We start from the raw sequence: 25920 nt of genomic DNA, 5'->3' as shown, positions 1-25920 counted from the left end.
GAGTCAAAAGGTTTATTGTGAACGAAACATTCGGTCAAATAGTATGCCATTAGGCCTAACAAAAATAGTTCGAATTAACAACAAGGCATAAAAAAAGTCCTCTTTTAGGAGGACTTTTACTTTTATTTTTCTCTGATATAAATATCGATTGGCACTCCTGCGAAATCCCAATTTTCTCTGATCTTATTTTCCAGGTAACGTTTGTAAGGTTCTTTAACGTATTGTGGCATGTTGGCAAAAAATACAAACTGAGGCGTTTGTGTTGGCAACTGCATACAATATTTAATTTTCACATACTTCCCTTTTGTTGCCGGTGGCGGATAAGCTTCAATTACCTTCAACATGTATTCGTTGAATTTTGAAGTCGCAATTCTTTGTTTTCTGTTTTCAAAAACCTGAACAGTAGCTTCTAATGCTTTCAACAAACGTTGCTTGGTTAAAGCCGAAACGAATAAAATTGGCACATCGGTAAAAGGCATTAATTCTTTTTTGATTTTCTCTTCGTAATCGCGAGTCGACATGGTATCTTTTTCTACCAAATCCCATTTGTTTACTAAGATCACAACCCCTTTACGGTTTTTCTCTGCCAGCCAGAAAATACTCTGATCCTGACCTTCAAAGCCACGAGTTGCATCGATAACCAAGATACAAATATCGGCATGCTCAATCGCACGAACCGAACGCATTACCGAGTAAAACTCTAAATCTTCCTTTACTTTAGCTTTACGACGGATTCCCGCAGTATCAACCAAATTAAATTCAAAACCAAAACGGTCAAATTTTGTATCAATGGCGTCACGGGTTGTTCCTGCAATATCCGTTACGATATAACGATCCTGACCAATCAAAGCGTTGATAAAACTTGATTTACCAGCATTCGGACGTCCTACAACAGCAAAACGAGGCAAATCTTCTTTAACCTCAACTTCCGGTTTCTCCGGGAATGCATCAATTAAAGCATCCAATAAATCTCCTGTTCCGCTTCCTGAGATACTTGCAAATGTAAAATAATCTCCTAAACCAAGATTATAAAACTCAATTGCATCTTTCTCACGCATTGCGTTATCTACTTTATTTACAGCCAATAAAACCGGTTTTGTCACTTTACGCAACAATTTCGCCACTGTTTCATCCATTGGTGTAATTCCTTCTTCTACATCAACCACAAAAATAATAACATCAGCTTCATCGATAGCAAGCTCTACCTGTTTGCGGATTTCACCTTCAAATACGTCATCAGAACCGCGAACGTATCCACCGGTATCAATTACAGAAAACTCTTTTCCGTTCCACTCGCTTTTACCATAGTTTCTATCACGGGTAACCCCAGATACCGAATCTACAATAGCTTCTCTTCTTTGTATCAGCCTATTAAAAAGGGTTGATTTCCCTACATTAGGTCTTCCTACTATCGCAACAATGTTATTCATTTTTTTGAATTTTAGATTTCAGATTCTAAATTTTAGATTTTTAGTTTCCTAAAATCCTATCACTTATAAATCCAAAATGCTTTATTTTAATTTTTTGCAAAGGTAGTCTTTTTTTGTTAGCAGTCGCAGTTTTAAGTATTCAGTCAGAAAACTACTAAAACGGCCACCTTTAACTCAAAACTAATTCCTTTTCTTCAGGAGCTATTCCTGCTATCCGTTTCAATCTTTTGTTTCGCTAAAGCTTCACAAAAGGATTTCCACTACTATCAGGGCTAGGGCTTCAGTTTTCAGTATCCGTTTTCAGATATATACTAAATCTTCCACCTTACAAAACTGAGACTGAACTCTGCGACTGAAAACTCTTTTTATTGATTGTAACCGAATCGTTTCAACATATTGGCATTGCTTCTCCAGTTCTTGTTCACCTTCACGTAAAGTTCAATGTGAATTTGTTTTCCGAAGAATTTCTCTAAATCGGCACGAGCGTCTGTTCCAACCTTTTTCAAAGCGGCACCTTTATGTCCAATGATGATTCCTTTTTGAGTTTCTCTTTCCACCATAATCACAGAACGAATTCTGATAATTTTTTCATCTTCAAAAAACTCTTCCGTTACGATTTCAACGGCATACGGAATCTCTTTGCTGTAGTTCAATAAGATTTTCTCACGAATCGTTTCGTTTACAAAGAAACGTTCCGGTTTGTCTGTCAATTGATCTTTTGGATAATAGGCAGGTGATTCCGGCAACAACTCAATGATTCGGCTAAAAACTTCCGGTACATTAAAATTCTGTAAAGCCGAGATTGGGAAAATTTCGGCATTGGGCACTTTTGCCGTCCAAAATCCTACTTGTTCCTCTAATTGTTCCTGATTGGAGTTGTCGATTTTATTCAACAATAATAAAACCGGAATTTTAGCGTGGATAATTTTATTAAAGAAAGCTTCATCTTTTAAGTCCTGCTCTCCTATTTCGACCATGTAAACTAAAATATCAGCATCTTCAAAAGCCGATTTTACAAAGTTCATCATCGACTCCTGCATTTCATAAGCGGGCTTGATGATTCCGGGAGTATCCGATAATATAAGTTGAAAATCTTCGCCATTCACGATTCCAAGGATACGATGACGGGTTGTTTGTGCTTTTGATGTAATAATCGATAATCGTTCTCCAACAAAGGCGTTCATCAATGTTGATTTTCCAACGTTTGGATTCCCGATGATGTTTACAAAACCTGCTTTATGTGACATTTGTGTTCTATTTATTTTGCAAAGGTAGTCATATCAACTCAATACAGAAAATAAAACATTTTTTAATGTTTTCGTTGGATTTCTCAAAAATCGGCGTATCTTTGCACCCGAAACATCGCGGGATAGAGCAGTAGGCAGCTCGTCGGGCTCATAACCCGAAGGTCACAGGTTCGAGTCCTGTTCCCGCTACTAAGTAAAAACACCACTTGAAAAAGTTGGTGTTTTTTTTATTTCAAAATAAAAACTGGCAGGCTCATATCCGCCGCGGCGGACACAGGTTCGAGTCCTGTTCCCGCTACTAAGCAAAAACACCACTTGAAAAAGTTGGTGTTTTTTTTTATTTCAAAATAAAAACTGGCGGACTCATATCCACCGCGGCGGACAAAGGTTCGAGTCTTCGCCGCGGCGAACTACTAAGACAAAGCTTCAGAGAAATCTGGAGCTTTGTTTGTTTTGAACACTTTGAACCAAAAATATTAAAAGAAAAACCTAAGACTAAAGACGATTCCTAAAGCATACACTATTCGACCTTTGTTGACACATGCTGCTAAAACCCTTGATAATAGTCATCACTAACATTAACCACCTCATCCTCATAGTTTTTTAAAAATTTCTTACTTCTAACAATATCTAAGTGTTGATCTTCTTTTCCTGCAAAGTTTGAGATTAAAATTTTATTAAAAAAAGTTAAGTTCTCCGCTGACTCATTTGAAAAATTATGCTTCGAATTCACAACAACGGTTTTTGGCAAAATTTCTTTCAATCTCCCACTATTATTTGTTATACTTTTATTTGTTACCTTGAATTTCCTTAATAAATCACTCTTTTTATCAATTAAAAGCTCTAATATATCAGACTTCTTTCTCGACCCTACAATAATATTCATTGGAGAAAAAACTACTACTACAATTTTATGGTCATCATCCATAAAGTCTGGCAAGCTTTCAATTTTCCCTCCATTAAAAATCTCTTTGCTACTTATTTTTTCATAAATCGATTTTGTTAAATCACTATTCTTATCATTAATTATTAAATATGATTTATTAAAAGTTATTATTTTTCTTAAAGTCACTTCATTTTCATCGATGCCTGGAATAGAATATAATTTGTCAAAAGAATTTTCATAATGCTCTACAAAATCATTTAAATAAGGCACTATAACCGCCTCTCTAAAAGATTTAAAATCGATATCATAACACAATTTAAAGATGAATTCATACTTTTCAGATTTAGAACTTTTATACATTTGATTTAAAATACTTATCTGCTTTTCTTTCGAATCTCTACAAATATATTCTGCAGTAAAATACTCCTGAAAAGACTTGTGAGACCATTTATATTGTAATCCTTCTTTATTGAACAATGGAACAGACCTAACAAAATCATCCGCCAAATCATTAAACTTAAATTTTATATGCGGTAATCTTTTTGAAATCTCATCAAGGTACTTATTTAAAATTGCGTCGTTATATTCAATTTCTCCTTTTTTAAATGTACAATAAGCAAATTCTCTCAGTATCTGAAAAAAATCATTAAAACTAAGTTTTGTTTTTTTATTTCTTACAAAACTCTCACCTTTAGTTAGGTCATGATCTTGGTAAAGCGCTTCAAAAACATCATAGTAAAATTCTTGTAACTGAAGAGGGATGTTTTCTCTATGCTCAAACTTTTTATAGAGAAGAGATACTAATAGAGGACTTTGTAAAAAATCATCAATATTTTCAAAATCATTTTCTTTTAATTTCTCTATTAATCTTAATGACTTTTCATTATTACTTCCTAGTTTTTTTATTAGTTCAAAAGCTTCCGCTTTTTCCATTTTACTAATTTTGAATTCTTTAAAATCACAGAAAGTATTCAGAGCTGTTTCTGGCCTAGAAGTTAATAGAAATAAATTATTTGATGATTTTGAAATAAAACTTTGTAAATCTGTAGTCACAAATTCTCTATCATTATCAGATATTTCATCGTAACCGTCAAAAAAGAAAATAAAATTACCCTGAGCAATCAATTTAGTAATAAGATCCCTTTCTAGATTTTCATCAATTGGGTTTAGCTCGGAAATAATTTCATCAATGATAGTTTTCCTATTTTTAAGTTTTCTTAGCTCTATAAAAATTGGAATTCCTTTTTTAAACTTTAACACATTCAAAAACAACCACTTCATTATGGTAGATTTTCCCATCCCCCCATTATCAACAATAATAATTTTTTTAAATTGTGGTAGAAAACTTTCTTCATATTTTAGCGAACAAACCTTTAGTGGCTTAGAATTTATATCTTCATTTTTACATTCCAAATTCAAAGGATAATAAAAATCTTCTAATTTTTTCTGCTGATTTCCGAATACTAAAGTCCTTGAAGAAGAATAGGTAGTATAAACCCTTTGAATATATTCTTTAAATCTAAATGAAAAATCTTTATTTCCTCGATTCTCTTTAGGTATGATTTTATTTAAAATGGGAGATAAATATGTTTCAATTATACTTTCCAATAGTGCATTATCAGTCATGGTCAATACTCTAAAAAAACATTTAATCAAAGAATCGTGTTCGAAAAGATAGCGGGATAGATCAGCAGGATGTATGCTTTTTACTTCAATTTTCTCTAAGACTTTATATATATCTTTTCTTTTATCAAAATATTTAATTGTTTTTAAGGAAGCGTTTTTAGATATTAATTCCTCACAATAATACTGAATATCTTCTGATTTAAAGCTCTTATTAAAATTACTTAATAAGGTAATTGATGTTTCGGCAAAACCCTTAGATACTGCTAAATAGTATGTAAAATTATTTAAATCTGAAATTAAACTTTCATCATTTATGTAATGCAAAACAAATTTTAATATTTCTTTTAACACCTCAGGCTTTGTGATGTTTTTATTAATTTGCTTACATTGAATTAAACCAACATTTGCCCCTTTTTTTGTCAATATACAATCTCTGCCTCTTTCCCCCACACCTTGCATTAAAGAAACTCCATCATATTTTTCATTTAAGCTTGAATCTTTTGTTTCTATTCGTAATTGAAAGATTTGATACAGCATGATTTCAAAAACTCGATCATTTAATTGCGTAAATGGGAAAGATTGATCTGTATAAGCATTGGGTTTTGAATAAAATGTCAGATTTTCTGTTATTTCACTATCCGTAATTTGATCTCTTTTCATATTGCTTTTTTTATTATCAATGGTTTCTATTCTTTAAATTATGAAAAACCATAATACATTATTTTTTTATACAAGTATATCAATTACGATTATACCAATCACTAAGTATTACTACGGGTTTTCCTGTAAAATTTAATATAATTTCACAAGGAAACATCCCCCACTGCACAAAGTCTCCTGATTTTACATTTTTAACCTTTCGTTCTCATTGACCTTAAACCTTTGTAAGTCTCCTGACTTTTCTTAATTCTCTTTATATTAATAGTCGTTTCCAAATTACATCTTCTACAAGAAAACTTAATCACTTTGCGGGTGCGAAGTCAGAGACATTCGCACAGCGTTGCAAATGAACACTTCGCAGAGCGTGGGTCGAAATCTAATCGTAACAGAGGACTAAGGATAGATAGCTTTCACTTTTGAGTTATTTTCTCTATTTAGTCGAATTTCAACCTTTAATACATTTGACACTCTACAAACATTTAGATAATTTCCCTTAACACTCTTTTCCCAATTAATATAGTCTAAATTACTTTTAAACTCATTTACGGATAAATTGTCTTTTGAATTTATCGTTTTAAAAAGCCCTCCTACTGGTACTACCTCCACCTTTCCATCATCTTTAACAATTAAAAAAGCATCCATTCCTCCATCAAAACCCGAATAGGTTTCCTCAATGTATGATTGTGGCAAAGCTTCCTCTTTTTTATATTTACCATAATAAAAAGAGATCCTATTTCCTCTATCCACCCTGGTTATTGTAGTTTTCTTATAACTGTAGTAAATATAACTTTCTTCAGATGAGCAAGCTCCTAAAAAAAGAGTCATCAATAAAACTATTATATTTTTCATCGTTTTTGTACTATTTCACCTCGCTCTCCGAGGTACTCTTATGAATGTTATACCAATCTCCGACTCTGTGTCTCCTCTAAAAACAAATCTAGTACAAAAAACGAAAACACCATAAAATCTCTGACTTTGTCTCAAATTTAATATCAATTCTATTGGTTAAATGATTTAGCATTCAAAACATTTTAAAAAGCGAGAAGTTTTCTCTATTTATTTTCTGTAAATTTGACTGTATGTACAAAAACAAGTCTGCTAATACTTTTAGCAAGCCACTTCTAAATTAATTCTCTTACTATAACCAATGTCTACTCTTTATCAAAGCCCAAGAATTATTATTCGTGAATTTTTATCTCAAGAGCAACAAACATTTTTAAATCTTTTTAAGGATAATCAAGTTACACAATACCTTCCTGATACTTCACCAGAAAGATATGTGGAAATGTTTAATGAATTGCTTGAAAATTATGAAAAGAAAAATCTTAGTCGATGGGCGATATTTGACACTACAAACAATAATTTCATAGGAATGTGTGTTGCTCGTATTTTTATACACAACACAAACCAAATAGAGATTGGATATGTACTCAGTAGGGAATATTGGGGAAAAGGTATTGCTACAGAAGTATGCAAAGCATTAACGCAATATAGTTTTGCAAATACAAATACAAAAGAAGTTGTAGCTGTAACAGATCTCAACAACACCGGATCACAAAATGTACTGCAAAAAGCCGGATTTGAACGATTAAATAATCTGATCAGAAATGAAGAAGAGCTAGCTTATTTTAAGATAGAAAGATTATAATCTCATTTCCCCGCTACGCAAAGTCAGGAGACTTTGCGTTTTTAACCTTTCGTTCTCGTAAACCTTAAGCCTGATAAGTCTCCCTACTTTTCTTAATTCTTTTTAATATTATTAATAGTCGTTTCCAAATTACATCTTCTACAAGAAAACATAATCACTTTGTCGGTGCGAAGTCAGAGACACTCGCACAGCGTTGCAGATGAACACTTCGCATATTGTGGATTAAAAAACTACAAATCAACATTCAAACTCAGATTACATTTCATATCCAAACGTGATCTTTATTTCATTTTTGTAATTGCCCAAGTTTTATTTAACTTTCCTACAATTTCTTGATATTCCAACTTAAACAAATCAATTTTAACAGAATCTATTATTTCCCCCCTTTGTTCGAGAAATTCTATTTCAAACTTGAGCCTATATAGATCATTTAGTGCAGTATTATATGCCACCCACATTCCTTTATTATCAAAAAAAGTATTATAAGCACTTATTATAGTAATTAATCCAGTTATTATCAAAGCACTTATTCTTGGAATTTCTTTTAACTCATCTATTTTGAGACCTAATATTATTGTAGAAACTGCAGCCAAAATAGTAACACTTAAATAGGCCCAGAAAGAGATTTTCCTATAGTACAATCTACTACTATCGAATCTTGAAATTCTTTTATTAATTTCATCTTTTAAAAATTTTAATTGTCCATTTTCCATAAGTGTTGAATTTTCACAATTGATCCTAGACCACCTCCTAAAGTTGCTCAACTTACCTTCAGCAGTAGCAATTTACAAAAAATAGCATTACAAAAAGTGGTAATTTAAAGTTCAGCAAATTCTCAACTAAAATATAATAGAAGCGATTCTAAAAAACTGCAAACTTATCTTTCTATTTAAAGATAAAACCTCCCTCCCTCTCCGCGGTGTTCTCATAAGTACTACACACATGTCTCCCATTTCCACTGATGCAATTGCAATTTATAATTCAGCAATGTTGTCAGTTTTTTTTTAATTAAAAACTTTTACCAGCGCTAAATTTTGCAAATAAATAACATACTTTTGGATTAACTAAAACCTTATTTATAAAACTAAAATATGAGAAAAATTATTGTAAGTATGTTTGTTCTAAGTCAATGTTTTAATGTATATGGACAATCGATAGATAAAATTATTACGAATAAGGAAGTAACTCGCATAGAGAAAATACTTTCGGCTGATGATATGCAGGGTAGAAGAACTTTTACTCCCGGTATTGAAAAAGCATCAGCTTTTATAGAATCAGAGTTTAAAGAAATTGGCTTGCAAACTTTCAATGCAGCAGCGAATTACAGACAAGAATTTTCGATGACTTCCTCTAAAGCCATTTCTTCAAAAATTACTATTGATGGCAAAGAAATAAATAACAATCAGGTTGTAACATTCTCCTACCTCCCTCAGGTTTCTTTAACCGAAAAAAGCGATATTTCTGTTGTAAAAATCAACAAAGGAGATAACATTGGCGAGAAATTTAATGAATATTATAAAAGTTCGAAAAATCTTTTGGTACTAGTTGACTCTTCATTTGATAAGGTTTTACCGAATATTCAACATATTGATCGAATCAGTGCGACTCCGGGGAACAATACGGTTATGTTTGTTTTTGGTACCACAGAAGCGACTACTTTTTCTGTTGAATTAACAAATACAGTCTCCAAAAAAACACTGAATAATGTTGTTGGAATATTACCCGGAAAAACCAAACCAAATGAGTATGTGATTTTTTCAGGGCATTATGACCACTTAGGAATAGGCTCTCCCGAAGAAGGTGCTCCGCATCCTGCAACAGATTCTATTTTTAATGGCGCTAATGATGATGCCGCTGGAACAACAGCAGTAATTATGCTTGCGAAGTATTTTAAAAAACTAAACAACAACGAGCGTACTATTATTTTTACCACATTTACAGCTGAAGAATTAGGCGGTTATGGAGCTAAATATTTTTCTAAACAGCTTGCACCAGAAAAAGTGATTGCGATGTTCAATATTGAAATGATAGGAACAGAATCTAAATGGGGTAAAAACTCTGCTTACATTACAGGCTACGAAAAGTCGAATATGGGGCAGATTTTACAAACTAATTTAACAGGAACAAATTTTAAATTTTATGCAGACCCTTATCCGGACCAACAATTATTTTACCGCTCAGACAACGCTACTTTAGCCAGACTTGGAGTTCCTGCTCACACCATTTCTACTTCAAAAATGGATAATGAGCTTACGTATCACACAGCCGATGATGAATTTGAAACCTTAGATATTGATAACATGACCCAAATAATAAAATCAATTGCACTAAGTTCTTCTTCGATTATTAGTGGAAAAGATACACCAACAAGAGTAAATACTACTCAATTAAAATAACAATAAGTAAATTATTAGACCGGTTCGAGTCTTCGCCTCGGCACACTACTAAAACAAAGGCTTCAGAGAAATCTGGAGCTTTTTTTGTTTTTGATTGCCTCTGAAGAAACTTTTTGCTCACGAGCGGGAGAAACTGTTTTTAACAACAGACATATCATTCTTCTATGCCAATTTCATCAATTACTGTAGCATTCATTTTTTTCTTTCGAATTAACTTCAAACCAAATTTTATTAAAAAATAGGTTATCAAAATATAAAACAAAAAACAAGTAAGAAATCCAATTGTGTAACCAGGAGCCCCTACTACTCCATCTTCAAATTTTTTCTTGCAATTTTCAAATAGAATTGGGAATACATGTACCGCAGGAAAACAAAGTAAAATTGTAAATACTATTATTATAACTCCTGCTATCTTTTTGAATATGTTCATTTATTTTTTTGAGTTCAAAGTTTTGATTTTTTTCCTACCAGTGTTATATAGCTCTCCAAGATACACAACTAAACACCATACACATGGCTATAACTTTACCTCAAATTTAATATAAATTGTATGAGTTAAATAATTTAGTTCAAACCATTTACCATATCATAAAAAAATTGCGTAAAGTCGGAGACATTTACGCAATTTTCATAAGCTCTTTTACAGAACAGAATAACAATACTATTTCAAAACACTACCAACTGAATTCCGCCATTTCTTCCGGGTTTCAATACAATTTTCTACGTCGTTGATGAAAAGATCGATTTGTTCTTTGGTCACGTTTGGCATGCAAATAATATGAGAAATATCGCCTTCAGTGGCTAATTGCCATTTTGATTTAACTTCTTCAGTTATTTTTGGAAAAACGACTGTGATCGAATTTGGGTTTCTCCAGGCGGCAATCCCCATATTTTTTAATCGCTGCTCACAGTATTCCGCTACTTCCAAACTGTGTAAATAGCGCTTTTTCATACCTTCAATACCTAGTTTTTTTAAGGTAAACCATAAAAACAAAGGAGAGTGACCATTTCTGGATCCTGTAATTGTGGTGTCTAAGGAACCGATATACGATATTCCTTTTGAGATTCTATCCCTATTGGAACGCTTCGTGATAATAACACCAGTTGGAATAGGCGAACCTATAAATTTGTGTCCACTGATAGAAATACTGTCCGCACCGTCCATAAAATCAAAAGGAAGTCGTGGCTCCATAAAAGCACCATAACTTCCGGATAGGGCTGCATCACAATGAATGTAGCTATCCTGTATGGCTAATGTTTTTAGAATATTCTTAATTTTTGACACGTCATCTTTGGCTTCTTTCATGGTAGTACCAAAAGTAGTGAGTACGATAGCCGGTTTATGACGATTCAGTTTTAAAGTATTTTCAAAATCATCATAATCGATTTCACCATTTTCCTGTGAACGAATAACGATACTCGGAATATTGAGCAAATGAATGTTTTTACGCACACTGTAATGGGTTGATTCCGAGTAATACACCATTGCTTTCGGATATAACTCTCGTGCAAGATACAGTCCGTATAAATTACTTTCAGAACCACCATTGGTTACATACCCCCAATAATCTTTTGGATTGGCGCGGAATAATTTGGCAAAAAAACCAACCACTTCTCTTTCCAGTTCGTGTGTCTGCACTTTGTAGGTACAATCTTCAAAAGGATCTCCAAGGTTATTGATCGGATATTTTAAAAAATGACTGATTTCCGAATAATCAAAATCTTTGGATACCGGATAACCTAAGAAATTATCTCTGGCATTTTCGATGTATTGGTTCAAATCAAACAAACGTTGATTGTCTTCTATGGATAGTGATTCTGAGATAGGTGTCATAACATTTATTTTTTTAGTAAATGTACTTTTAATAGTTTAATATTCTACATTAACAACAATACTCGAAATATAATTCTACATTTGACAAATATTTAAGTTTTTTAATATTGAATTTACTATTTATTTTTTCTGAAACCATATAATTATTCTGAGATGGATGCCATAGATAAAAAAATATTGATGCTTTTACAGCAAGATTCGAAACAAAATACAAAGGAAATTGCCGAAAAAATAGGATTATCTGTTTCTCCTACCTTTGAGAGAATCAAGAAACTGGAACAAAAGCAGTACATCAAAAATTATGTTGCTTTGCTGGATGCTACCAAAATTGGAAAATCAATCAGTGTGTATTGTCAGGTTACTTTGGCGGTGCACTCACGCGAATTGATAGATGATTTTAAACAGCACATTCTGGCATTACCCGAAATAATGGGTTGTTTTCACGTGTCTGGGAATTATGATTTTTTGCTAAAAGTAGCTGTTAACGACATGAACGAATATCAAAAGTTTGTGATCGATAAGTTATCGGTAATCAAAGGGATTTCAAATGTGCAGAGTTCTTTTGTTATGGAAGAAATAAAGAATGATTTTGCCTTTAATTTATAAAAATTCCAAAAAAAACATACTGCTTTTCATCAGGAACTCTTCTGAGAATGGGATAGAATTTTCAGGAATTTATCTCTTTTTGGGCTTAAAAATTCTTCTTAAAAACCTTATCCAAATGGTCCATCTACTGTTTTTCTTTTCCTGTGTAAAATGGTTTTCGACTTTGTCAAATGCATCTTCAATATAAGAATCGTGCAGCCAACGAATTGCAAACACCCATTTTAAGGTCGCCAAACCTATTGTATTCATATCAATAGAATGTTTCAACTCGGTTACATGAACATCTAATTCCGTAATTTCAAACTTATGAAATCCATTAAACCCTCTTGGTTCTGTAAATTGAAATTGAATATAATGGCCCGGCTTATAATCCATAACGGTATATTTTATGGAGCCGTGTCCTCCTTTTGAACCCACACTTAGTCCGTTGTCTAATCGCATCGGCGGCCATTTGTCTGTTGCCAGCATCATGTCGTTTCCAGACGATAAGGTTCTGAACAATTCTTCAATTTTGTGTTTAGGCTGATTAATTATTCTTGTATGTACATTGATTACTTTCATAACAAAATGTTGTTTTCCTCTCTCCATTTTTGCAACCCGCCAATTAAAAACAAAAGCCCGATTATTGTAGCCACTAAAGAATATATTGTTTCAGATATTGAGTTTGTTCCCTGTATTGTATCGGCAATTAATTCTCCAGCTCCACGCAGCAAATATATTCCGGCAATTAAAAAGATAACCGTTTTAAGAAATGGCAAGTTTCTAAACTTATTAGCTGCCGAAAGGCCGTAAAGGCCAAAAATGAAAAACACAATAGCCACAATAATTGTCAGCAAATAAGGCAAAGTACTGTGCTTTTGAGCAAGTGTTTCCATTTCTTTTCCAATTCCCGTAATTTCAAACATCTGGTCAGCCCAAATTAATCCAAGCATGTGCCCGATTGCAATTACAATATTAATATATCCTCCTAGTTTTAGCATAATTCTGTTTTTTTTTGACTCCTAAACAAATTGATTATTCCAGCAAATACTCAATAGGTATTTCTCCTGTTAATCATACGTTCTTTATTTTATCTATTATTATTTTATATTCATGTGGCAATGTTACTCCATTAAAATGGTTCGTTAGTCCATAAAATAGGATGATAGTTAAGACAAATCCGAATATAAGAATTGATTCTGCTTGTTGCTCTGGTGTTAAACTGAGAATATTGTTTTCCATTTTTTTGTTATGAACCGAAGCAATGTGCCCGAAGAAAGAAAGAATTGCAAGCCCGTAATACGGAACAAAAAACCAATAAAAAGGAAAGGTATTAAGGCCTGCCACGCCAAAATAAAAATTGGTATCGAGATATAAAAAAAGGCGAGCGATGAAAACAGCACTCACATGAACAATTAGAAAAAAAGCCAGGTAAAGTCCCGTCCAAATATGTAGTTTCTCAAAATGAGATGTTGCTATTTTTCTGCTTTTCTTAAAAAGATTAATTCCTGATACAATTTGAACAAGAACTGCAACTAATAAAATCGTCTCAATAAAAGTATTGCGATAAAACAATCGTAAAGTATTCATTACCGCAATGTGGGTCGCCACACCAAAAATGTTGCAAAAATGATTGAATAGGTGTAGTCCAATAAAAACGGTAATGGTTAGCCCTGAAATATAATGAATTCGTATCATCTCATTTGATTTCTGCAAAGTTCAATCAACTTATTCAAAATCCATTTGATCTAAATCAAATTCGGTATTTTGGATTGCGAATCCGGCTCAAAGTTTCAAGGGTAACGCCAATGTAGGAAGCAATATGTGTTAATTGTACGCGTTGAATAATATCCGGGCGCGTATCTAATAGACTTTTATATTTCTGCAAAGCACTCTCAAATTGTATCGAAACAACTCTTTCCCGCAATTTAAGCATTGTTTTGGTTACTGCAATTCCTCCTAATTTCTCAAAACAATGATGTTTGTCGCTCAATGCCAATACTGTTTCTCTTGAAATTTGCAACAAAGTTGTGGGTTCAAGCAATTCGATATTGTATATCGTTGAACCGCCTCGGAAAAAGCTATCAATGGCACTTACAAAATCACCCTCAAATGCAAACCAATCTGTAATATCCTTACCATTTTTGGTATAATAAGCTCTGGCACTGCCATTAATTATAAAATAAAGTTTATCTGCAAATTGACCTTCTTTTACAAGGATAGTGTCTTTGTCAAGTGTCAAGATCTTTGATCCTTTTTTAAGATCTACTTTACACTCGTCTGTTAACGTAACGTAGGTGGTACTTATAGTTTCTATTATTTGCTCAATGTACATAAGGTCGTTTTCTCTGAAGTGGGACACCGTATTTTTGTTTGTAATTGTGGAGTTAGAAGCACGAATGCTTAATTTAAAACACCGATATCAAATATACACACAAATGTTCAGGGAAAAAACTATGTAAATACAGCAATAAAACCATATGTATTTTCTCTCAAAACAAATAATCCTAAAAATAATTCTCCTTTTTTTTGAAAGGCATCATCTCAACAAAAGAAAAGAAAAATCTTATTTCTCGTTTTTTACTGACAAAACAACCAATTATTAATCAAACAAATACATCTTCGGTAAATTTTTACCGTTTGTGATTACTTGTTTCTAAAGCTGCTGTTTTCAAAATAACCCTGAAAAAATTTTTCAAAATTTCCATTGTGTATTCTAAAAATAGTTGCACTTTTGCACCCGCAACGAACAAGCAGGCCCGTTCGTCTATCGGTTAGGACGCATGGTTTTCATCCATGTAAGAGCGGTTCGATTCCGCTACGGGCTACTAAAAACAAAGCTTCAGAGTAATCTGAGGCTTTTTTGTTTTAGAACGTAAATCGTCTGGAGCATTTCAGGAATCAACACAAAACTTCTTAAACTTGATTTTTCATTCCCGAAAAACAAATCATATCCTGTAAAGTAATTGTATCGAATTATTTAAATTTTAAAAATCGCTTTCAATTAATTTCCTATGAAAATTAATACCATTCCTCCTATCCTTTAAATTTGATAAAAAACATCTGATTTGAAAGGAATTTCCGTGATATATCAGTATATTCGAAAAATAAAAAGTAACGATTTTTTTAAAGACTGACACCCGCAAAAGCATCAAATTTTAAACCATGAAAATTAAAACCTTAAATGTTACCTTTATGGTAATCGCTTATTTAATTTCTATCCCGCTTCAAGCATTTTTCTGGGCCATTATAGGACTTAAAGCACACTATCTTATCCTCTTATTTTCTCATTTTATTTTCTTCATCTATTTAATATACATATTCACCGGTACCTTAATTATTGATTTTAACAACGACAAAGACACGCTTACATTGGAGTGGGATAAAAAACCAATCTATACTAAAATAGAAAATCAGGTTATTCTTTTATCTGAAATTAAAAACTGGAAGTTTTTTAATGGCCGTGGCGCTGACCGGTTAAAAATATATTTTAATAACGGCGAGTCCTTAATAATCGATTTTAATAATTTGATAGACTTTGGAGAAAATTCTAAAAAAGTAGACCAATTACTCTTTTTTCTAAATACCAAAAACATCAAACAGCAGCTGGCATAGCTACTTTAACCATCAAAACTAAAAAACTACCAAAAACATGTCCCCTACCTCTATTACTCACCAGATTTGCTTACGAATAACAAATGCATTTGTGAATCCTAAAAAACTGCTGTCTGTCTTTCTTCTCTTATTGCTGTTTTCCTTCTCCTGTACCATTCAGGCGCAAAGCTCTAATAAGACCATGAAGGATAGTTTAATGTTGTACAATAAAATGCTTTCGCAAAAACAAATGCAGGAGGATCTTAAAACGCTCCTTGCCATAAATGAAAAAGCAAATTCCGGTTTATACCAATACCGCTCTAAAAAACAAGTAGACAGTATTTACAATAGTGCCATTAAAAGTATTAAAAAACCTATGAGCACTATCGAGTTTTACAAAATAATGCTTCGTTTGTCCGATTATGAAGGAAGTTTACACAATTACACCATTCCTGATCTCAGTTTAATCAATTTTCTGAACAGACAAAAATCATTTTTCCCTTTTCCTCTGGTCTATATTAACGGACAAATTATTTTTGACGGTCAATCATCGGATATACCTCCCGGCTCGAGAATAAAAAGTATAAACGGAATAAATGACGCACAATTAATGCGCTCTTTCTACAAATATTATACAACAGACGGTCATCATGTTACCCAAAAATTATCGGCCAGTGTAAATAAATCGTTTGGATTAAACTACCTGCTCGAATACGGTCTTTGTGATGAATTTATTGTAGAATACAGCGCGCCAAAATCGGAGTCTCTTCAAAAGACAGTGCTTCGTGCAGTAACGCTGAAGGAAAGAACAGCCAACCTTAAAAATAGATTTAGTGCTCCGGTTACTGATTTACTAGATTATAAAAAGCAGTCTCCTTATAGCTTTCGTATGCTTAACCCGACTGTAGGTTTGTTGAATCTAAGATTTTTTGGTATGGCCTACGGATCAGACGATCCTAAGTTTAAACCGTATGTCCGATTTTTGGATAGCGTTTTTGCAGAATTGGACAAAAACAAGGTTGCTAATCTAATTATTGATGTTAGAAATAATCCGGGTGGTAGTGACCCTATGTTTGAACAGCCTGTGATGTATCTTACCAATAAATCCTTCAAAGAAAATGAAAAGGCTACCATCATCTTCGATCCTTCTGTTTTACCTCTCGAAAAGTATTTTTGGGGTACCTCAACTTCAGAACGAATGGATAGTACTGCTCTAAAAGCGGGAAAAGAATACCTAAAGTCACTGTATCCGGTTTTCGAAAACAAAATAAGTATTCAGAATCAAAAATACAATCCGATTTATCATCCTAAATCACCGCTCTTTAAAGGCAAGCTTTATCTTTTGATTAATGAAAATGTGGCATCAGCTGCTTCTCATTTTGCCTCTCTGGTAAAAGGTTTTGTGGATAATGTTACCATCGTGGGTGTGGAAACCGTTGGAGGTTACTATGTACACAATGGACATTCACCACTAGTTTATGAACTTCCCAACTCAAAAGTAAAAACACAATTTTCTATTGTCAATGTCGTACAGGATGCTCCTAAAAAAGAGAATCAGCCGGAAGGCCACGGTACTATGCCTGATTACGAAGTTTGGCCTACTTTAGAGGATTTCTTTCAACATAAGGATACACAAATGGAATTTGTTCTTAAGCTGATTGCAAAATAGATAAAAGCTTGGGATTGTACGCGGATTGAACAAATTCGCCAGGGCAAAAACGCGGATTAATGCGGATTTTATATTTCATTCGTAACACTGCTTTAATTGCAGTTTATCGCTAAAAAAACAGGCCATTATGTTGGAGCGCAAACTCCAACATAATGGCCTGTTGTATTACTTTCTTTAATCCTTTTTGTTCCTGATTCGAAAACATAAATTTCAAATCATTAAAACACTTTTATTCCGGACTAATGAATGGATAGTATTTTTCATCTATAATTGGCTCGATACCAAAGAAGTCATTCAGAACCGACTCGGCGGTACAGAAAGCTCCTTCTACCCAAGCCTGATCATTAGAATAGGTTTCACCAACGATAAAAATATCACAATCTGCTTTTGGCACTAACTGTGACGGTTTTCTAATTTTTCTTTGTACATCCCCTAAATTATAGTGTGATTTATAGGCGTGATATCCGGCATTAAATGGAGGAAGTGACCAGTCCATATACCTTGTTTCCAGAGGTTCCGGCACTGCCGAATAATCGGCTTGTGGTCCAAAATGTAATGCTGCAAGTTGCGAACGAAGCATTTTGACCATTACCGGAGTGGCTAAACGAGGCCCTTCGAGCGTCTGACAATCTCTGGACTCCGGAATTTCACGTGTTCCATGTGGACCAAGTTCTAAAGCTTTCCAGAATGTGGTGTATTGAATGTCATCATAACTGGCCAAAATACCATATACTTTTTCCCCTTTTTGATTGATGGCGTTATCACCAAAATATACCACTTGTCGGATTGGCATATCGGTAATACTTGGGCCAATAGTATCCAATTCGGCTATTGCTGAAATTTGCTTTTCTTCTTTAAAAGTCAGGCGTTCCTGAATTGCATTTTCTACCGCAGCAATAAAACTGGCCTTATCGTTAAACGATGTCGCGATAATAACCGGATTTTTTGCTGATTCAATTGCTTTCAGATAATTAGAAGGAAATTTTTCTTTTTTCAGTTTAGCAATTCCTTCCTGCGTTAAAAAATAACTGGTTAGTTTGGCAGGATAAGTCGGGCTTCCGGCTTCGGTTGTTCTCCACCATGGTGTCGTGAAAAACATCCCTATTTTGTAGGAAGGTTCCATAATTACAGATTCCAGATAGAGCTGTACTTCTTCGTGGTTTAATATGTCCTGACCTTCATCATCTGTATAACGTGTTGCCTGAGCTACCAGTTCAATAGATGCGCGAGGCATGGCAAGAAATGCAGCATCACATATTTTACTTTCGGCAAGTTTATCAGGAGTTTCGCGTTTTGCAGTAGTAAAACGAATCCCTGCCTTGGTATGCAAAATCGAGCGTAATCGGGTATTCGGAAAATAATTCAGCGTAATTCCTTTTTGTTTGGCCAGTTTTTCGACTTCATCAAATAAGGCAACAAATAAGCTGGAGTATCCTTTTATCAGCGTTTTATATTCGGTTCCCGGCGTAAACTCGTCATTAACATTAAACGACTGGGCACTATGACTATTTACTACATTGGAGCTATAGCCGTTACCATCTGCCAGATAGCCAAATCCTTCTTGTCCAAGTCTGTCATAAGCAAGATTCCAATATCCAATATCCTTTAGTAAGTCTCCTTTCTGAAAGATTGAAGTGTCAGGCATGTCGATATTGATCTTTCCATTCTCATAAAACTTACACCATTCTCTACGGGTAACAGGACCTGATGTTGCTGTGATTGCTACCGATTGTATGGTGGTGAATCCATCATCCGGTGGAGCATCTTCACCATAATTATTAGTAAAATAAGGAGCCGGCTGATTTGAATTAACATCTGAAACATACATGTTTTTAGTACGCAAAGACATTAAAGGATCAGCAGATTCGTTAAATTCAACTGAATCTTTCTTTAAATCCAGTTCTTCTATTGTTTTAGTGACCAATCGGTGTCCTGCTCCTTGTGGAGTGCCGTCCCAATATGAATATCGCATACCGCCCAATTCCAGATACGAATTGTCTTTGTTGTCTTTATAATGCCACGTACAAACGCGTGCTCCCGCCTCTCTGGTTCCCGGATTTTTTTTAGAAAAATCATATTTTCCCCAGTCATAGAGTTCTAATACATCGCCTTTAACCAGCATTTTTTCATTTTTTTCGCGTTTGGATTTCCCATCCAGTAATCGCCACGCTGTATAGAGTCCGGCCGCACCGGCTCCAAAAATAGAGTACGTTTTTTTGCTCATGATCGTATATTTTAATTTTTTTATTTGTTTTTAGTAGTGGTTTTATTCAGTGCCCAGTCTTTCCATTTGCTGGGCCAGATCTTTTTGAGGAATTATAATTTCTACCAGAGTTGGAAGATTTGTTTTTTTCTTAAGTTTTGACAGGACTTCGTCTAATTCTGCAACAGTTTCAGCACGATAACTATTGGCTCCAAAGGCTTTGGCAAGTGCCTGATAGTCCCATTTTGGCAGAATATCAAATTCGTCAAACTTATGAGTCGGGCCTGCTTTAAACGAATCTATGTCTACGTATACCTGCTCTATCGCATATACGCCATTGCTCATGACAAAAATGACGGAGTTGATGTTGTATCTCACCAAGGTAGAAAGTGATTGTGCAATCATCATAAAACCACCATCTCCGGCTACCGTCCAGGCCTGTTTACCGCTTCCCAGCTGAGCACCTGAAGCCGCACCGGTTTCAAAACCAATACACTGCCAGGCTGCCGAGGAGATATAGGCATTTTTAGATAGTCCGTAAATATTGGTGGCGACGTACATGGAGGTACTTACGCCAAAAGTCATCACAATATCGTCCAGCATTTTCTGTTTTTCCAGAAAAAATGTTGCACGTTCAAAAAAGCGGTTGAACGTTATTACTTCAGGCGTTTTATCGTACTTAGGATCTGAGTTGGATCGCCATGGCTCTGGGAATTTTGGCTGAGCCGGAGCTACTGTTTTCAAAGGATATCCTGCTGCTTTTTTAAAGCGTGCTGTTAAAGCTTCGATAAAGTCTTTCAGCGTTACACCGGTGTACGTAAAATACCCCACCCGCATTTCCTGAGTGGTCGCCTGAATCATGTCTGAAAATTTATTTTCTACCAGCCACAAATAATCGTCGGTGATAATAGTCCCTAAAGACAAAATACAGTCTGAAGCTTCAACCAGTTTTATGACTTCGGGTATAGAAGCCTGATCGGAATAGGTACCTATGAATTTATCTCCTTTTTCGTCGAGAACCGTTTTCCCAAGTGATGTTGTGGTGTACAACATACCACTCGCTTTAATAAGTTCTTCTAACTGTTTTGTTAAGTTATGTCGCAAAAGCTCTACTCCCGCAAAAATCAAAGGCGTTTTTGATTTACTAATCTGACTCCAGGCCTGAGCAACAGCATTTTCAAGTTCCGCTGCTTCACTTTTTATGATTTGAGGCTCCAGTTTTTTAGCGGAAGGTTTAGGACAAGGTTCGCCCCACACCTCTTTATAACAGGCAATATATACAGGACGCTGATGTGTAAGCGCCGCAATAATTAATTGATCAATTTTTTCAGGTGCATCTACCGAACTGCTCAGGGTTTCGGCCGCAACCGTTACTCTTTCAAAAATTTCCTGATCGGCATTGAGATTACCTGTCGAATGATGGTAAAGCACGTTGTACATGCTCCCAATCTGCCTTGCATCTGCTCCGGGTGTAGCACTGATTACAACCACAGGGCTGCGCTCTACATAAGCTCCGGCAATAGCATTTAAGGCACTATAAGTACTTACACCATACTGTAAAGATACTGCTCCCAGACCACGGGTACGTGCGTAGGCATCTGCCGCATATGAAGCATCCAATTCGTTTGAAGTTCCAATGGTTTTAATTCCATCAAAGTCTTCCAGAGCCTGTGTAAAATGTTTTACGTAGTCGCCCGGAATCTGAAAGACCTCGGTAACATTTAATTGTTTGAGTCGGGTGAGCAGATAGTCTGCAACTGTAAAATCTTTTGTAGGTTTCATTTTTTGTAGTTCTAAATTAGGAGTTGTTTTTGTTTTTGGCAGTAGCGGTCTTCACTTTGATTTTTTAAAGCTATCTCCGCTTATTATTTCTATATAAAATTACCAGTCTGTAAGAATTTAAATTAAAAAAAAGGTATGAGTGCCGAATTTTTATCCATAAGAAACCCAAATAACCGCATGAGATGTTTTTTTGTACGTTAGATCCTCACCGAATCGCACAATTGCGAATATTCTTATGCTTTTGGAGGTTAAAAACTTGTTCGCTATTCTTTTACAAAAACATACTACACTGGAAAACAATTAAATAGACTTTAAAAAACAAGTTTTTTTGATTTTTCTTCCCCTGAATTTTAATAGTATAGAGAAATTCTGACGTTTTCTTTTTCGATAAAAATAAATTCAAAATTCACAAAAACAATTAACTAATTGATTATCAAATATTTACATGATAAGAAGTTATTAAAAAAAAGGTATTTTTACGGTGTTTTGATATCCTAATGTTTTTCTAACTTAGTTCTTCTATAAGCTCTAGTTTTTATTACAAGTTTAAATTTAAGCCTGGAAATACTTCTTTTTGCCTTACAATCTGCGCCTCAGAACTACCTCTTTTTAGCCTATTTATACAGTTTTACTACAAGCGGGATATCACGAAAAAAAGCCAAAAACATCCATGCTGCTTTCAAAAAGGCAGAGATTTGAATTGCCCTTTCTTAACGAATGTTTTGGCAATAGACGATCAAATTAGTCATAATGCATAATGTTAAAACTTTACCGGAAGATGATCTTTGAAGTTATTCAAATAATTGCAGAACAAGTAAACAACTATCTCGATGAAATCGGGCTGGAGAAAACGGTTGTGGCTGAAAACATTGCTTTTTTAGAGTCACAAAACGAAACCGTATCGGGGAATTTAGAAGATAAAGTGGCACTTACCCTCATCAATTTAGACGAAGAGGCTACTTTAAAAAACTTTCCCAATCACAGGATCGAAAACGACAGGACCATTTATAAAAACAGTGTCATCAATTTAAACCTGTATTTACTTTTTAGCGCCAATCGAAACATTTACATCAATTCACTAAACGATATTTCAAAAATCATAGCCTTTTTTCAGGGGAAAAAACTTTTTACACAAGCCAATACCATTTACAACCGAAATAATGTGGCCATGACCAATATTGAGAATTTCAGATTTACAATTGAACTTTATACCCCCACTTTTGAAGAGTTGAACTATATCTGGGGGACATTGGGCGGCAAACAGCTTCCATCGGCTTTGTACAAAGTGAGCATGATACAAATTGAACGCAATATTGCACAGGGTGAAGGACAGCTTATCAGTAAGGTCAAAGGTATAACCAAACGAATAGAGCAATCATGAGTTTTGATCTTACATATGGACTGTTATTTGAAGTAACGCTTTTTCACAATTATTTTCTGGATAGCGGTGAGGATATTTTTGAAAGTATGTCGGATGATGATAAAGACAAAATGCTGCAAAAATTCAGAACAGACGCTTTTATAGCCCTAACTCCTACTCAGGAAACCCATACCATCTTTAAGAACTTTAAAATGGTATTCAAAAAAACCAAAACAGGGTTCCGGGTTTATATCAAAGTGAAAGAAACGGATGAACCGGTTAAAATAGATCCGTTTATAAAAGTCCCTGCCGATCTGAGCCTGAATTTTTTAATCACGATCAACGACTATCAATTTGAAAATTATACCAATTTAGATTTTGCACTCAACCAAATATTCCTGTTCAGCAATGTAAGGCCTCCAAAAGAACCGCTTACCTTCGAATATCTTCCAAAAATAGACGACAACAAAATAATATCCGATGCTTATTTAGTATCAGAAGAAACCAGTGCAGATCTAATTTCGACCCTCCAGCCCTCAGAAAAACAAGATGTATTTGGGATTCTTTCACTCACGTTTCAGGGCGATAACAGTTCAGAAAATATTATAAACGATTTGGGCGAAATGCTAACTCCCCATTTTAAAATTCATTTTAACAATCGAAAAACACTTTGGAGGTACATCAACCGCAAAGCTGCCACCGCAATTGAAACCAAAACAACAAAACCCTTAACACGCTCCGGTTTTGTTGAAATTGACCCGGCTACCGATTTTTTGGTGCCACAACCGGCCAGCAGCAGCTATCCTAATCCCTCTGTAAAATCAATAACAAAAGACAATGGTGCTTACTATTCTGAAATATTTATTTAATAATTAAAAACAATTAATCATGGCAACAACTTACAAAACACCGGGGTATATGTTGAGGAAATCGTGAAATTTCCTCCTTCCGTTGCCCAGGTAGAAACAGCAATTCCCGCTTTTATTGGCTATACTGAAAAGGCTACGAACAAGATTAATGGAGATTTGAAAATGAAACCCACAAGAATAACATCTCTTTTAGAATACGAACGCTTTTTCGGCTTTGCAAAACCAGAGACAACCATTAGTGTTACCATTAATGATGTCTCAACTGATAAAGGCGAGACCAGATCTATTATTGTAGATCAGCCTACTTCAAAACAGCCTTTTTTGATGTATTATTCTTTACAGCTGTTCTTTGCAAATGGAGGTGGTCCGTGTTATATCGTTTCGGTAGGCCGTTATGGGAATGATTTAGATGACCTTGACAGTCCAGTGTCCGCAATCAACAACAGTACTGCTTTGAATAACGGATTACTGGAGTTAGAAAAGGTAGACGAACCAACACTAATTCTGTTTCCGGACGCTACAAGGGTGTCTTCGATAACGATTACTGATTTCTACGGATTGTACAACAATGCCTTAACACAGTGCAAAAATCTTCAGGACCGTTTTACCCTAATCGATACTTTAAATTACGACGAAACAAGTCCGACAGATACCAATATAGACGATTTGAGAGCAAAAATTAGCTCTGAAAAAGACACGATCAAGTACGGAGCCGTTTATTATCCGCACTTAGAAACCATACTGGATTATGCTTTTGATGCCAAAAAGATTGTCTTAAAACACTATTCTTACACCGCAAAAGCCTACGATCAAATTGCTGCCGGACTGGTTCCTATTCAAGATCCAATTTCGGGGGTTAATGCTATCGTAACCACATTGGTTAATGTACCTGTTCCCGGAAATATTGCCGGACTCATCAGTAATATGTTTTTGCAGATGTACAGTAACAATGCGACCGGCTTTAATTTAGGTGTTAGCTTTGCGAGTAATCCTGCCAAAAAAACAGCTTTCTTAAACAATCTAACTCCTTTACTGACCGCTTTAGAAAAATTAACCCTTTTAAAAGATGCCGTAAACGATGAAGCAAATGCAGCTATCAGCACCGTATCCGATGAAGATCCGGGCATTGCAAGTTCAATCTCAGGCCTTTTAGGTACATTTAATTTAAATTTTACTGCTCCCGGCAAAATCGATTCTGTCTATAAAAACTTAAAAACGTTAAAGAAAAAAATACAGGATGAGAACACAGATGCCAAACTGCTTAAAATTATACAAACTGACACTATAAGTTTTGACAAAGAATTAAAAAAACTGGTAACCTATACTGAGCTGAACACTCAAACCGGAATTACAGGTCTTGTCAACAATCTTTCTACCATTGGTAGCGATCTTTCAAATCTTATAACAGCTATTAACAGTGGTAGTTCAATAGATTTAAACAATGGAGCCTTAAACGGAAGAAAACTAAGCACTCTGGAAGCGATTGACAACGCTACTTTTAATAAGATTCTTACCGAAATTTACAACCTTCCTATAACGCTTCCTCCAAGTGCTGCTATTGCCGGGGTTTATGCCCGAGTAGATAGCGACCGTGGCGTATGGAAAGCTCCTGCAAATGTGAGTCTGAACTATGTTATAAAACCAACCGTTAAAATCACCAACAATATTCAGGACAATCTGAATGTGGATACCGTTGCAGGTAAATCGATCAACGCCATCAGAAGTTTTACCGGAAAAGGAACTTTAGTGTGGGGATCCAGAACATTGGCCGGCAACGACAACGAATGGCGTTATGTTCCTGTTAGACGTTTCTTTAACATGGCCGAAGAATCCATCAAAAAAGCAACCGAACAGTTTGTATTTGAGCCTAACGACGCCAATACCTGGATCAGGGTGAGAGCCATGATCGAAAACTTCCTTATTCTGCAATGGAGAGCCGGAGCCTTGGCCGGAGCCAAACCCGAACAGGCCTTTTATGTCAGAGTCGGAATCGGACAAACCATGTCGGCCATCGATATACTTGAAGGTCGAATGATCGTCGAAATCGGAATGGCAGTAGTACGTCCGGCGGAATTCATTATTCTGCGCTTCTCTCACAAAATGCAGGAATCTTAACTAAATAAATATCAAC

General features: G+C 34.9%; 21 protein-coding genes and 2 tRNA genes. 10 read left to right on the top strand and 13 right to left on the bottom strand.

The genetic code is table 11. The features are described from left to right. Nucleotides 1–122: 122 nt before the first annotated feature. Nucleotides 123–1430 (bottom strand): ribosome biogenesis GTPase Der, encoded by a 1308-nt coding sequence (der, locus tag OLM61_RS12245; protein WP_017498805.1) that lies wholly within the window; start codon nt 1428–1430, stop codon nt 123–125. Between the two features lie 365 nt (nt 1431–1795). Next, a complete protein-coding gene (gene era, locus OLM61_RS12240; RefSeq protein WP_264522965.1) occupies nt 1796–2677 on the bottom strand; it encodes a GTPase Era in 882 nt (293 codons plus the stop codon). A 116-nt stretch (nt 2678–2793) separates the two neighbouring features. On the opposite strand from era, the gene OLM61_RS12235 reads away from it, so the two are divergent. Beyond that, nucleotides 2794–2866, top strand: a tRNA-Met gene (locus tag OLM61_RS12235). Between the two features lie 358 nt (nt 2867–3224). Here the strand turns inward: OLM61_RS12235 and OLM61_RS12230 are convergent. Together OLM61_RS12230 and OLM61_RS12225 are read right to left on the bottom strand one after the other, a co-directional pair. Then, nucleotides 3225–5849, bottom strand: a complete 2625-nt coding sequence (locus tag OLM61_RS12230; RefSeq protein ID WP_264522964.1) for an NACHT domain-containing protein — start codon at nt 5847–5849, stop codon at nt 3225–3227. A 393-nt stretch (nt 5850–6242) separates the two neighbouring features. Further along, nucleotides 6243–6698 carry a hypothetical protein gene (locus OLM61_RS12225; protein ID WP_264522963.1) on the bottom strand — a complete coding sequence of 152 codons (456 nt, stop codon included), beginning with the start codon at nt 6696–6698 and terminating at the stop codon, nt 6243–6245. Nucleotides 6699–6996: 298 nt separating this feature from the next. On the opposite strand from OLM61_RS12225, the gene OLM61_RS12220 reads away from it, so the two are divergent. Further along, nucleotides 6997–7497: a GNAT family N-acetyltransferase gene (locus tag OLM61_RS12220; protein WP_264522962.1), complete on the top strand. Its 501-nt coding sequence runs from the start codon at nt 6997–6999 to the stop codon at nt 7495–7497. A 281-nt stretch (nt 7498–7778) separates the two neighbouring features. Here OLM61_RS12220 and OLM61_RS12215 read toward each other — a convergent pair whose 3' ends face one another. Further along, entirely contained in the window at nt 7779–8210 is a 432-nt protein-coding gene (locus OLM61_RS12215; RefSeq protein WP_264522961.1) for an SLATT domain-containing protein, read from the bottom strand. Between the two features lie 378 nt (nt 8211–8588). Here OLM61_RS12215 and OLM61_RS12210 point away from each other — a divergent pair, with 378 nt between their 5' ends. Further along, nucleotides 8589–9893: a M20/M25/M40 family metallo-hydrolase gene (locus OLM61_RS12210; RefSeq protein WP_264522960.1), complete on the top strand. Its 1305-nt coding sequence runs from the start codon at nt 8589–8591 to the stop codon at nt 9891–9893. Between the two features lie 154 nt (nt 9894–10047). On the opposite strand, the gene OLM61_RS12205 is transcribed toward OLM61_RS12210, so the two are convergent. Further along, a complete protein-coding gene (locus OLM61_RS12205; protein WP_264522959.1) occupies nt 10048–10323 on the bottom strand; it encodes a hypothetical protein in 276 nt (91 codons plus the stop codon). Between the two features lie 231 nt (nt 10324–10554). Next, nucleotides 10555–11727, bottom strand: a complete 1173-nt coding sequence (locus OLM61_RS12200) for a histidine decarboxylase (RefSeq protein WP_264522958.1) — start codon at nt 11725–11727, stop codon at nt 10555–10557. A gap of 153 nt (nt 11728–11880) precedes the next feature. On the opposite strand from OLM61_RS12200, the gene OLM61_RS12195 reads away from it, so the two are divergent. After that, on the top strand, nt 11881–12333 hold the full coding sequence (locus tag OLM61_RS12195) for an Lrp/AsnC family transcriptional regulator (protein ID WP_264522957.1): 453 nt from the start codon (nt 11881–11883) through the stop codon (nt 12331–12333). Between the two features lie 69 nt (nt 12334–12402). Here OLM61_RS12195 and OLM61_RS12190 read toward each other — a convergent pair whose 3' ends face one another. The 4 genes from OLM61_RS12190 to OLM61_RS12175 all read right to left on the bottom strand — a co-directional run bounded on the left by OLM61_RS12190 (nt 12403) and on the right by OLM61_RS12175 (nt 14647). Further along, nucleotides 12403–12894, bottom strand: coding sequence for a hypothetical protein (locus OLM61_RS12190; RefSeq protein WP_264522956.1), 492 nt, complete (start codon nt 12892–12894; stop codon nt 12403–12405). Then, a complete protein-coding gene (locus OLM61_RS12185) occupies nt 12891–13313 on the bottom strand; it encodes a hypothetical protein (protein WP_264522955.1) in 423 nt (140 codons plus the stop codon). Before OLM61_RS12185 ends, OLM61_RS12190 begins: the two co-directional genes overlap by 4 nt. 73 nt (nt 13314–13386) lie before the next feature. Further along, nucleotides 13387–14028, bottom strand: coding sequence for a hypothetical protein (locus OLM61_RS12180; protein ID WP_264522954.1), 642 nt, complete (start codon nt 14026–14028; stop codon nt 13387–13389). 37 nt (nt 14029–14065) lie between these two features. Further along, nucleotides 14066–14647: a Crp/Fnr family transcriptional regulator gene (locus OLM61_RS12175; protein ID WP_264522953.1), complete on the bottom strand. Its 582-nt coding sequence runs from the start codon at nt 14645–14647 to the stop codon at nt 14066–14068. Between the two features lie 421 nt (nt 14648–15068). On the opposite strand from OLM61_RS12175, the gene OLM61_RS12170 reads away from it, so the two are divergent. The 3 genes from OLM61_RS12170 (at nt 15069) to OLM61_RS12160 (ending at nt 17575) form a co-directional block, all read left to right on the top strand. Beyond that, a tRNA-Glu gene (locus OLM61_RS12170) sits at nt 15069–15140 on the top strand. Between the two features lie 337 nt (nt 15141–15477). After that, nucleotides 15478–15927, top strand: a complete 450-nt coding sequence (locus OLM61_RS12165; RefSeq protein WP_264522952.1) for a hypothetical protein — start codon at nt 15478–15480, stop codon at nt 15925–15927. Nucleotides 15928–16018: 91 nt separating this feature from the next. After that, nucleotides 16019–17575 (top strand): S41 family peptidase, encoded by a 1557-nt coding sequence (locus OLM61_RS12160; protein ID WP_264522951.1) that lies wholly within the window; start codon nt 16019–16021, stop codon nt 17573–17575. A gap of 229 nt (nt 17576–17804) precedes the next feature. On the opposite strand, the gene OLM61_RS12155 is transcribed toward OLM61_RS12160, so the two are convergent. Together OLM61_RS12155 and OLM61_RS12150 are read right to left on the bottom strand one after the other, a co-directional pair. Continuing rightward, entirely contained in the window at nt 17805–19799 is a 1995-nt protein-coding gene (locus OLM61_RS12155; protein WP_264522950.1) for a hypothetical protein, read from the bottom strand. Nucleotides 19800–19841: 42 nt separating this feature from the next. Next, the gene (locus OLM61_RS12150) at nt 19842–21560 is read right to left on the bottom strand and encodes an alpha-keto acid decarboxylase family protein (RefSeq protein ID WP_264522949.1); all 1719 of its coding nucleotides are present in this window, start codon (nt 21558–21560) and stop codon (nt 19842–19844) included. A gap of 778 nt (nt 21561–22338) precedes the next feature. On the opposite strand from OLM61_RS12150, the gene OLM61_RS12145 reads away from it, so the two are divergent. From OLM61_RS12145 to OLM61_RS12135, 3 genes are all read left to right on the top strand, one after another. Continuing rightward, complete coding sequence (locus OLM61_RS12145) at nt 22339–22941, top strand: DUF4255 domain-containing protein (RefSeq protein WP_264522948.1); 603 nt, start codon at nt 22339–22341, stop codon at nt 22939–22941. After that, entirely contained in the window at nt 22938–23789 is an 852-nt protein-coding gene (locus OLM61_RS12140) for a hypothetical protein (protein ID WP_264522947.1), read from the top strand. Before OLM61_RS12145 ends, OLM61_RS12140 begins: the two co-directional genes overlap by 4 nt. 162 nt (nt 23790–23951) lie before the next feature. Next, on the top strand, nt 23952–25904 hold the full coding sequence (locus OLM61_RS12135; RefSeq protein WP_264522946.1) for a phage tail sheath C-terminal domain-containing protein: 1953 nt from the start codon (nt 23952–23954) through the stop codon (nt 25902–25904). Nucleotides 25905–25920 lie beyond the last annotated feature (16 nt).

Source organism: Flavobacterium sp. N502536 (assembly GCF_025947345.1).
Classification (GTDB): Bacteria; Bacteroidota; Bacteroidia; order Flavobacteriales; family Flavobacteriaceae; genus Flavobacterium.
The sequence above is the reverse complement of the archived record's forward strand: the minus strand, read 5'-3'. Positions and strand labels throughout refer to the sequence as shown.

Coding starts and splice junctions, on each gene's coding strand:
- OLM61_RS12175 (WP_264522953.1), bottom strand. CDS start 14,647: ATGTACATTGAGCAAATAATAGAAACTATAAGTACCACCTACGTTACG.
- OLM61_RS12190 (WP_264522956.1), bottom strand. CDS start 12,894: ATGAAAGTAATCAATGTACATACAAGAATAATTAATCAGCCTAAACAC.
- OLM61_RS12140 (WP_264522947.1), top strand. CDS start 22,938: ATGAGTTTTGATCTTACATATGGACTGTTATTTGAAGTAACGCTTTTT.
- OLM61_RS12215 (WP_264522961.1), bottom strand. CDS start 8,210: ATGGAAAATGGACAATTAAAATTTTTAAAAGATGAAATTAATAAAAGA.
- OLM61_RS12150 (WP_264522949.1), bottom strand. CDS start 21,560: ATGAAACCTACAAAAGATTTTACAGTTGCAGACTATCTGCTCACCCGA.
- OLM61_RS12195 (WP_264522957.1), top strand. CDS start 11,881: ATGGATGCCATAGATAAAAAAATATTGATGCTTTTACAGCAAGATTCG.
- era (WP_264522965.1), bottom strand. CDS start 2,677: ATGTCACATAAAGCAGGTTTTGTAAACATCATCGGGAATCCAAACGTT.
- OLM61_RS12185 (WP_264522955.1), bottom strand. CDS start 13,313: ATGCTAAAACTAGGAGGATATATTAATATTGTAATTGCAATCGGGCAC.
- OLM61_RS12145 (WP_264522948.1), top strand. CDS start 22,339: ATGATCTTTGAAGTTATTCAAATAATTGCAGAACAAGTAAACAACTAT.
- OLM61_RS12230 (WP_264522964.1), bottom strand. CDS start 5,849: ATGAAAAGAGATCAAATTACGGATAGTGAAATAACAGAAAATCTGACA.
- OLM61_RS12220 (WP_264522962.1), top strand. CDS start 6,997: ATGTCTACTCTTTATCAAAGCCCAAGAATTATTATTCGTGAATTTTTA.
- der (WP_017498805.1), bottom strand. CDS start 1,430: ATGAATAACATTGTTGCGATAGTAGGAAGACCTAATGTAGGGAAATCA.
- OLM61_RS12200 (WP_264522958.1), bottom strand. CDS start 11,727: ATGACACCTATCTCAGAATCACTATCCATAGAAGACAATCAACGTTTG.
- OLM61_RS12155 (WP_264522950.1), bottom strand. CDS start 19,799: ATGAGCAAAAAAACGTACTCTATTTTTGGAGCCGGTGCGGCCGGACTC.
- OLM61_RS12225 (WP_264522963.1), bottom strand. CDS start 6,698: ATGAAAAATATAATAGTTTTATTGATGACTCTTTTTTTAGGAGCTTGC.
- OLM61_RS12135 (WP_264522946.1), top strand. CDS start 23,952: ATGAAACCCACAAGAATAACATCTCTTTTAGAATACGAACGCTTTTTC.
- OLM61_RS12205 (WP_264522959.1), bottom strand. CDS start 10,323: ATGAACATATTCAAAAAGATAGCAGGAGTTATAATAATAGTATTTACA.
- OLM61_RS12210 (WP_264522960.1), top strand. CDS start 8,589: ATGAGAAAAATTATTGTAAGTATGTTTGTTCTAAGTCAATGTTTTAAT.
- OLM61_RS12165 (WP_264522952.1), top strand. CDS start 15,478: ATGAAAATTAAAACCTTAAATGTTACCTTTATGGTAATCGCTTATTTA.